Consider the following 8,456-nt stretch of genomic DNA (forward strand, 5'->3'; position numbering starts at 1 on the left):
ATGAGCTTGGCCTTGACCGCCCAGTCGGACTCGGTCTTCAGCGTGGACGCCAGCGGGTCGTCGGTGACCAAGATGGACTGCCAGGCCGGGTCGATGACCTTGGCGTCCAGGGGCTTGCCGCCTTCGGCGGCGAGCTTGGCGTTGGCGGAGGCCTTGGCCTTGTCGGGGTTGGCGTTGATCCACTCGTTGGTCTTCACCGTGCCGGCCAGGACGGCCTCCACGACGTCGGGGTGCTCCTTGAGGAACTTCTGCGACACGATGACGTTCGTGATCACGAACTTCTTGTCGGGCCACAGGGTGGTTTCGTCGAGGAGGACGCTGCCGCCGTCGGCGACGAGCTTGGAGGCCGTGGGCTCGGGGACCCAGGCGCCGTCGATCGAGCCCTGCTTGAAGGCGTCCGGGGTCACCTTGTTGTCCGTACGGACGACGGAGACGTCGCCCTTGCCGGACTCGGGGTCGACCGTCCAGCCCTTCTCGGCGATCCAGTTGAGGAACGCGACGTCCTGGGTGTTGCCCTTCTGCGGGGTGGCGATCTTCTTGCCCTTGAGGTCGTCCAGGGTCTTGATCTTGTCCGGGTTCACGACCAGCTTGACGCCGCCGGAGGCGGAGCCGGAGATGATCCGCAGGTTGGAGCCCTTGGACTTGACGTAGCCGTTGATGGAGGGCGAGGGGCCGATGAAGCCGATGTCGAGGGAGCCGCCGTTGAGGGCCTCGATCTCGGACGGGCCGGCGTTGAAGGACTGCGGCTTGATGGTGGTGGCGCCGAGCTCCTTGGCGATCAGGCCCTCCTGGAGGCCGACCAGGGCGGTGGCGTGCGTCAGGTTCGGGAAGTACCCGATACGGACCTCGGAAGCCGACAGCTTCTTGTCGCCGGTGGCCGCGACGCTGGCCTTGTCGTCGCCCTTCTTCGCCTCGGAGCCGTAGCCGCAGGCGGTGAGCAGCAGGGGAAGGGTGGCGGTGACGGCGATGGCGCGCAGGGTGATGAGCGGTCTGGCGGCAGACACGGAGGTGTCCTTTCACGGGATGGGTGCAGGGAGGTACAGAAGTACGGAGGTGGCAAGGCAAAGACGGCGGCCAGGGCGGCGATCGGCACGCACGTGATCCGTTCCCGGCCGTCGGCAGGCAAGGGGGTGGGTGCGCGAAACCGCACTCGAAGGGGAGCGGGTCGGGTCGGCTGCGGGTTGGTCCGGCCGGTGGAGGGCGGGTCGGCACCGCGCTGGGCGGTGCTCCGCGTGCGGACCGGAGCCGGCCGATCGTGTCAGGAGGGCTGACAGATGGCGCTGGACGTACGGACCAGGTCGATGTGCCGACGGGAGGTCAGGGGCAGGATCCGGCCAACGTGATGCAGTGTTCGCATGGCCACCCCACCTCATTCCTAGTTTTCCCACCTGGTTGGTAGGCATCTTGGCAGGGGGAGGCGCCCACCCCAAGAGGGTGACCACATGATGGACGCGTTGATCTCGCGATGCGAGAACATGCAGGTGGGGCGAGGGTCAGCAGGTCAGGGGTTGGTCCAGGCATCGGGGGTACGGGTCAGCGCGGAGACGTCGGCGGGCAGGTCGGACGAGGCGACGTCCGCGAGCGACACTCCGTCGAGGATCTCGCGTACGTTGGCCCGCAGGGCGATCCACAGGGGCAGCAGTGACTCGGCGGGGCCGGAATAGGACAGGTCCGGAGGACGGACCCCGCGCACCGAGACGAGTGGTCCGTCCACGACGCGGATGACGTCCGCGATGCTGATGGACCGGGCCGGCTTGGCCAGCCGGTAGCCGCCGTTGCCGCCGCGCTGGCTGACCACGAGACCGCCCCGGCGCATGTCGTTCAGGATGCCCTCGAGAAACTTGTGCGGGATGTCCTGCGCGTCGGCGATGGCTTCGGCCTTCACCGGCCCGTCATCCTGTGACGCGGCAAGCTGCAGTGCGGCACGTACCGCGTAGTCCGCCCTGGCTGAGATCCGCATACGGACATTATCTTGCATGCCCTCGGTCGGTGTCCGCCGCGGGTGGCCGTCGGCCGCCGGGGAGGTAGGTGTGCGTGCCCGGCGGCCGGGGCCCGGGTTCGGATCGGGGTCCCGCGTGGTGCCCCCGTCAGGGGGTGTCGGAGGGGTCAGAGGAAGGCGGCCGCCACCGCGCGCTGCGAGCCGTTGAGGTAGTGCTCGCCGATGGAACGCAGGCGGTGCGCGACCGGGCGGTGGGCCGTCAGGACGCGGGCGTTGCGCCAGAACCGGTCCAGGCCGGGGGCGTCGGCGAGTTCCAGCACCCGGGCGGTGATGTGCAGGGCGGCCTTCGACGTCACGGTCTCGGCGGTGGCGACCAGAGCGGCGACGGCCGCGGGTTCCTCGGGATCGAGGTGCGTACCCGTGTCCAGGGCCCGCGCCATCACCTCCGTCGCCCGGTCGACCACGGCGGTGGCCGTCTGGGCGGCGGAGGCGAGCTCTCCGTACGTCAGGAACAGGTCCGGGTCCGCGCCGGGCGACCGGTGTGCGCGGCCGCCCCGGCTGAGGTCGCGCGCTTCGGTGAGGGCGCCCTCGGCGATGCCGAGGCCGACGTGGCACAGGGCGAGCCGGAGCGCCGGCTCGGCGAGCGCGGTGAAGGGCGCGGTGGACTCCTCGTCCTGCGGCCGGCGGCCCAGCACCTGCGCGGGCGCGACGGCGACCCGCTCGAGGGCCACCCGGCCCGCGCCGGCGACGCGCTGCCCGAGGCGGTCGTGGGCGGGCTCGATGGTCACGCCCGGCGCCTTGGAGGGGATCCGTACGACCAGCACGTCACCGGTCGTGGTGCAGGCGGCGTCCAGCACGATCTGGTCGGCGACGGCCACCGCCGTTTCCACGGACCGGGACCCGTTCAGCACGTAGCCGCCGCCGCGCGGCCTGAGCGTCAGGTCCGGCCCAGAGGTTTCGTCGTCGGGGGAGGGGGCGTGGACCGCGCCGGTCCACAGCCACTGCCCGCGCACCGACCCCTCCTCGAGGGCGGCGGCGAGGTGGTGACCCGCGTAGAAGCGCCCGCTCCAGGCGTGCACGTAGTGGCGTGCGAGGACGTCCCCGACGGAGCTGTCCGCCGCGGCTATCTCCCGTATGACGGCGCATCCGGTGCGCCAGTCCGCCCCGCGGCCCGGCCCGGGCGGGGTGAGGGCCGCGGGCAGGCCCGCCTCGCGCAGCCTGGCCGTCTCGTCGGTCGGCGGCCTGCCGGCCTGGTCTCTGGCGATGGCGTCCGCGGCGAGGTCGTCCGCCACGTCGCGGGCGGTACGCAGGAGTGCGCCCCGCCGCTCGTCGGCGGAGCGCCCGCCGGCGGCGCTCGGCGTCGTCGGCACGGGCGTCACCGACAGGCCCGCGTGCCGCTGCGGGGCGCGGGGGATGGGCGGGCAGCGGTGTCGGGGGGAATCGCGGTGCTCATGTCGGCTACTCCGGAAACGTTGTCGGGCGGCGTCGGCCGGTTGGCGGGAGGTGTCCGGCTCAGCGGGTGCGGGCGGCGCCGGAGGCCTGGCTGACGGCACTTCACCAAACCCCACCTTTCCCATCGGATTGATAGGGATCCTCGTCCGAAGCGGCCTTCCCGGCAAGAGTGTGGCCGCATGGTGGACAGTTCGGTCTTGGGATGCAAGACGGCGCAGGTCACAAGCCTGTCGGCTCGAAGCCGGGGGAGGGGAGCGCGGCAGGACCGCCCGTCAGGGGGCGGGTGAACGCGGGGAGTTCGCCTACGCGTTCGCGATGACCAGCAAGGTGCGCGCGGCGTCGGGGCCCGTCAGGCGGCACCGGTGCGGGACTTCGCCCCGGTGGTGGGCGCTCTGGCCGGCGCGCAGGGTCAGCGGTGCCTCCCCCTCGACCTCCAGGACGATCTCGCCCTCCAGTACGTAGAGGAAGTCCTCGCCGGGGTGTTCGAACCAGCCGCGCTCGCCCTGGCCGGGCTCGAAGTGGTGCTCGTAGGCCTCCATCAGCGCGCTGCGCCCGCCGGGGATGAGGACCTGGGCGGTCTGCCCCGCGGCCTCGTTCACGCGGATCACCTGCGGGTCGCTCTCGTGGCTGACCGCACCCGGGCGTGCGGGCGGTCGCAGGAAGGCTCCCGGGGCGACGTCCAGCGCGTCCGCGATCCGGTAGATCGAGGTGAGGCTGGGTGTGGCGAGGCCGCGTTCGAGCTGACTGAGGAACGGCTGGGAGAGGCCCGAGCGGGTGGCGAGGACGGCCATGGAGACGCCGCGCTGCTTGCGGCAGCTCCGGATCACCCGTCCGACCTCGATCGCCTCCGGCGTGGGTTCGGGTCGAGACACGCAGGTGAACGTACCTCATCGCCGATGGGGGGCGGCCGGGCGCCCGGGCGAGGCTTTGCACTGCCGCAATGCTCCCTTCATAAGCGTGGTCAATTATTGACCTCGCTTATCAACGAACGAGGAACCGAACGAGGAGCCGCCCCGTGCACGCCACCCCCTCACCGCCCGGCAGGGCCGTCAGCCGGCTCGGCCCGGCCCTGGGCGCCGCAGGTGCCGTGCTCGCGCTGTGGTACCTGCTCGCCAGGTCCGGAGCGGTGTCTCCCGGGCTGCTGCCCACACCCGGTGAGACCGCGGCCGCGCTCGCGGACGGTGCCCGCAGCGGCATGCTGGCCGCCGATCTCGGCGCCAGCCTCGCCCGCGCCGGGCAGGGATTCGCGCTGGGCGCCCTGGCCGGCAGCGCACTGGGCTTCGCCACCGGCTACCTGCCGAGGCTGTCCGCCGCCGTCTCCCCGGTGATCTCCTTCCTGCGGCCGATCCCGGCCATCGCGCTGGTGCCCCTCGCGACCGCCTGGTTCGGCATCGGGGAGACCGCCAAGCGCCTGCTCATCGCGTACGCCGTGCTGCTCGCCGTCTGGCTGTACGTTCACGACGGGGTCTCGCGGGTGCCGGCGACCCACCTGAGGGCCGCCCGGTCCCTGGGGGCGCCGCTCCACCGGCGGTTCACCGAGGTGCTGCTGCCCGCCGCCGCCCCCGCGCTGCTCGCCGCACTGCGCTACGGCGCATCGGTGGCGCTGCTCGCACTGGTGGCAGCGGAACTGGGCGGCGCGGACAGCGGGCTGGCGTACCGGCTCCAAGTGGACGGCCAGTTCCTGCGCGTGGACCGCATGTTCGCGGGACTGCTCGTCCTCGGGCTGCTCGGCGTGGCCGTCGACCTCGTACTGGCCGCGATCGGCCGCCGATTCGTGCACTGGAGCGCCCCATGAGCCTGGGCGTACGACTGGAGGGACTGTCGGTCCGCTACGGGGCCGTCCCGGTCCTGGAGCCCACCGATCTGGAGCTCCCGGCGGGCTCCTTCACGGCGCTGCTGGGGCCGAGCGGGTGCGGCAAGTCCACGGTACTCAACCAGGTGGCCGGTTTCCTGCGGCCCGCCGGAGGGCGGGTGACGGTGGGTTCCGACCCGGTACGGGGGCCGGGCCCGGAGCGGGGCGTCGTCTTCCAGCACTATGCGCTCTTCCCCTGGCGCACTGCCCGCGGCAACGTCGAGTTCGCCCTCAAGCGGCTCGGCCTGCCGCGCCCGGAGCGCCGCCGGCGCGCCCTCGCGGCACTGGCCGAGGTGGGGCTCGCGGACGGTGCCGAGAAGTACCCGGGGCAGCTGTCCGGAGGCATGCAGCAACGCGTGGCACTGGCCAGGGCCCTGGCCGCAGAACCCGAAGTACTGCTGCTGGACGAGCCGTTCGGAGCGCTGGACGCGCTGACCCGGACCCGGATGCAGACCCTGCTGCGGGAACTGTGGCAGCGCCGCGGCACCACCGTCCTGTTCGTCACGCACGACATCGACGAGGCACTGGCCCTCTCCGAGCGGGTCGTCGTCCTCGGCGGGACACCCGGCCGGGTGGTGGCCGACCACGCCGTCCCCGCCGGGCCGCCCGACCCGGACCTGCGCTCGCTGATCGCACGTCACCTCGGCTCCGACTGAGCCAGAAGACCAGTACCCCCGACCCCCAAGCCCAGCAGCCCCGACCCCGTACCAGACCCTGCTCCACCTCCGTCCCCGGAAGGACAACCCTCCCCATGCTCAGACCCCGCGCCGTGGCCGCCCTGTTGGCGGCAGCCCTGCTCTGCACGCTCACCTCGGCCTGCGGCTCCGCCTCCGGTCCCGCGGGCGGCGACCGCCCCGCCGTATCCCTCGCCGGGAGCGACCACCTCGGCGGAGCGCCCGTCTACGTGGCCCAAGAGCGCGGGCTGTGGTCCGCCGAGGGCATCGACGCCACCGTCACCACCCAGCCCACCGGGCGGGACGCGCTGAACGCCGTGCTCGGCGGCCAGGCGCAGCTCGGCGTCGTCGGTGACCTGCCCGCCGTGACGGCCGCACTGGGCGGGCGCGAGCTGCGGATCGTCGCCGACCTGTCCCGGTTCTCCGACTGGCGCCTGCTGTCCCGCACCGACCGGCAGATCACCGGTTTCGCCGCGCTGAAGGGCCGCAAGGTCGGGGTCCCCCAGGGCACGAACGTCGAGTACGCCCTGTCGCGGATGCTCGCCTCCGTACAGCTGACGGCCGCCGACGTGACCGTCGTGAACCTCGCCCCGAACCAGGTCACTTCGGCGCTGGCCCGTGGGGACGTCGACGCCGGGGTCACCTTCCCCAGCTTCTACGACTCCGCCCGCACCACCCTCGGCGACCGCTACGCCGAGCTTCCCTTCACCGGCTACACGGCCCGGACCCTGCTCGTCGCCGGTCCGAAGGCGACCGAGCAGACCACCACGGCCGTGCTCCGGGCGCTGCTGAAGGCCCAGCACGAGATCACCGCCGACCCGGCCGCCGCGCGCAGCGCCGTACTGGCCCAGTCCAAGGGCGCGCTCCAGGCCGGCTACGTGGACGCCTTCCAACCCCGCTACGCCTACGGCGCGACCCTCTCGCCCGAGCTGCTGGACCAGTTGGAGCACGAGGCCGCCTGGGCGAAGACCGCCCAGAGCCTGCCGGGCTCCGCCGACCGCGCCGCCCTGCAGCGGCATCTGAACCCCGGCCCCCTGACGGCCGTCGACCCGGCCGCTGTCACCGTCCGCTGACCCACACCCCACCCGAGGAGATACGCATGACCGTCGACCAGAACACCCTGCGCCGCCGCGGCGTCGGCCTGATCGCCCACGACCCCGCCCGCAGCTACGGCGGCTACACCCTCTACACCCCGATCACCAGCGCCGGCGAGATCCACCTCGTCGACATCGAGGGCCGGCCCGCCCACACCTGGAACTCCCCGCACCCGCCCGGCCGCCAGGCGCAGCTCCTGCCCAACGGGAACCTCTTCTACGCGGCCAAGGACACGAACAGCCCCACCCTCTTCCCCATCTGGGACGTCTACCACGGCGGCATCTTCCAGGAACTGGCCCCCGACTCCACGGTCCTGCGCGAGGTCCGCCACCCCTTCCACCACCACGACGCCTCGATCCTGCGCAACGGCAACCTCATCGTCACCGTCGTCGAACCCCTGGACCCGGCCGACGCCGCCCGCATCCGGGGCGGCATCCCCGGCTCCGAAGCGGCCGGCGGGGTGATCTACGGGGACGTGGTGTACGAGCTGACCTGGGAGGGCGAGGAGGTGTGGCGCTGGGCCGCCATCGAGCACCTCGACCCCGAGGAGTTCCCCCTCAACCCGCACTTCGCCCGCGAGCACTGGCCCATGGCCAACACCGTCAACGAGCGCGCCGACGGCTCGATCGTGCTCGGTTTCCGCAGCGCCTCCTCCACCGTGGCCGTCGACCGCGCCGACGGGTCCGTCCTCTGGCACATCGGCCCCGACGTCCTCGCCCAGCAGCACCACCCGCACGAGCTGGCGAACGGCAACATCTTGGTCTTCGACAACGGCACCTACCGCGAGACGACTTCCGTGCCGTACTCGCGGGTGCTCGAGCTCGACCCGCGCACCGGCAACGAGGTGTGGTCGTACGAGGACAACCCGCCGCAGAACTTCTACAGCCCGTACATGTCCAGCGCGCAGCGGCTTCCCAACGGGAACACCTTCATCGCCGAGGGCTCCTTCGGGCGGCTCTTCGAGGTGACCCCGAGCGGGGACGTGGTCTGGGAGTTCGTGGTCCCGCAGTTCCGGTCCTTCGGCGACGGTGTGGGCCTGGAGTCCTCGGCCGGCGCCCAGAACGCCGTGTTCCGCGCCTACCGCCACTCCGCCGACCAACTGCCCTGGCTCTAATCGGAAGCCGCGTTTTATTTCAGCGGAGGGCGTTCTGTGTACGGCAGATGACAATGCCGTCCGCTTTCGCATCCACCGAGATCAGGTCCGTTGACAGCCCTTTTGCGGGCTGCCTAGCTTAGGCCGCAGATCACGACATCAGCGGCCTCTTCCGTCCGGCATGACGGCTGCTTTTCGATTCTTCGCTCATCGAATGCTGCTGGAGTGTCCTTGACCGAATCGCTCGTCCTCACTGCACGGCCGAAGCCGCCGGCGGGGGGGGGGGGGGGGGGGGGATCGGCTACCCATGATGTGGGCGGGGCTCAGAGCCGCATGCGTGTGGCTGGTGGC

9 protein-coding genes are annotated in these 8,456 nt (G+C 72.0%); 4 read left to right on the forward strand and 5 right to left on the reverse strand.

The features are described 5' to 3' along the window. The 5 genes from ACZ49B_RS38780 to ACZ49B_RS38800 all read right to left on the reverse strand — a co-directional run. Positions 1-1,004, reverse strand: a 1,004-nt coding sequence (locus ACZ49B_RS38780) for an ABC transporter substrate-binding protein (protein WP_468315943.1), incomplete at its 3' end; no start/stop codon positions are given. 254 nt (positions 1,005-1,258) lie between these two features. Continuing rightward, positions 1,259-1,357, reverse strand: coding sequence for a putative leader peptide (locus tag ACZ49B_RS38785; RefSeq protein WP_468315946.1), 99 nt, complete (start codon positions 1,355-1,357; stop codon positions 1,259-1,261). A 144-nt stretch (positions 1,358-1,501) separates the two neighbouring features. Further along, the gene (locus ACZ49B_RS38790) at positions 1,502-1,960 is read right to left on the reverse strand and encodes an RrF2 family transcriptional regulator (protein WP_468315949.1); all 459 of its coding nucleotides are present in this window, start codon (positions 1,958-1,960) and stop codon (positions 1,502-1,504) included. Between the two features lie 146 nt (positions 1,961-2,106). Continuing rightward, the gene (locus tag ACZ49B_RS38795; protein ID WP_468315951.1) at positions 2,107-3,309 is read right to left on the reverse strand and encodes an acyl-CoA dehydrogenase family protein; all 1,203 of its coding nucleotides are present in this window, start codon (positions 3,307-3,309) and stop codon (positions 2,107-2,109) included. Positions 3,310-3,693: 384 nt separating this feature from the next. Beyond that, the gene (locus ACZ49B_RS38800) at positions 3,694-4,263 is read right to left on the reverse strand and encodes a helix-turn-helix domain-containing protein (protein WP_468315953.1); all 570 of its coding nucleotides are present in this window, start codon (positions 4,261-4,263) and stop codon (positions 3,694-3,696) included. A 143-nt stretch (positions 4,264-4,406) separates the two neighbouring features. Here ACZ49B_RS38800 and ACZ49B_RS38805 point away from each other — a divergent pair, with 143 nt between their 5' ends. The 4 genes from ACZ49B_RS38805 to ACZ49B_RS38820 all read left to right on the forward strand — a co-directional run bounded on the left by ACZ49B_RS38805 (position 4,407) and on the right by ACZ49B_RS38820 (position 8,126). Next, a complete protein-coding gene (locus ACZ49B_RS38805) occupies positions 4,407-5,186 on the forward strand; it encodes an ABC transporter permease (protein ID WP_468315956.1) in 780 nt (259 codons plus the stop codon). Continuing rightward, positions 5,183-5,899 carry an ABC transporter ATP-binding protein gene (locus ACZ49B_RS38810; protein ID WP_468315958.1) on the forward strand — a complete coding sequence of 239 codons (717 nt, stop codon included), beginning with the start codon at positions 5,183-5,185 and terminating at the stop codon, positions 5,897-5,899. The genes ACZ49B_RS38805 and ACZ49B_RS38810 overlap by 4 nt, the downstream gene beginning before the upstream one ends. A 95-nt stretch (positions 5,900-5,994) precedes the next feature. Next, positions 5,995-6,990: an ABC transporter substrate-binding protein gene (locus ACZ49B_RS38815; RefSeq protein ID WP_468315961.1), complete on the forward strand. Its 996-nt coding sequence runs from the start codon at positions 5,995-5,997 to the stop codon at positions 6,988-6,990. Positions 6,991-7,016: 26 nt separating this feature from the next. Beyond that, the gene (locus ACZ49B_RS38820) at positions 7,017-8,126 is read left to right on the forward strand and encodes an aryl-sulfate sulfotransferase (RefSeq protein WP_468315963.1); all 1,110 of its coding nucleotides are present in this window, start codon (positions 7,017-7,019) and stop codon (positions 8,124-8,126) included. The last annotated feature ends 330 nt before the right edge of the window (positions 8,127-8,456 follow it).

This window comes from Streptomyces sp. NPDC031132 (genome assembly GCF_055570595.1).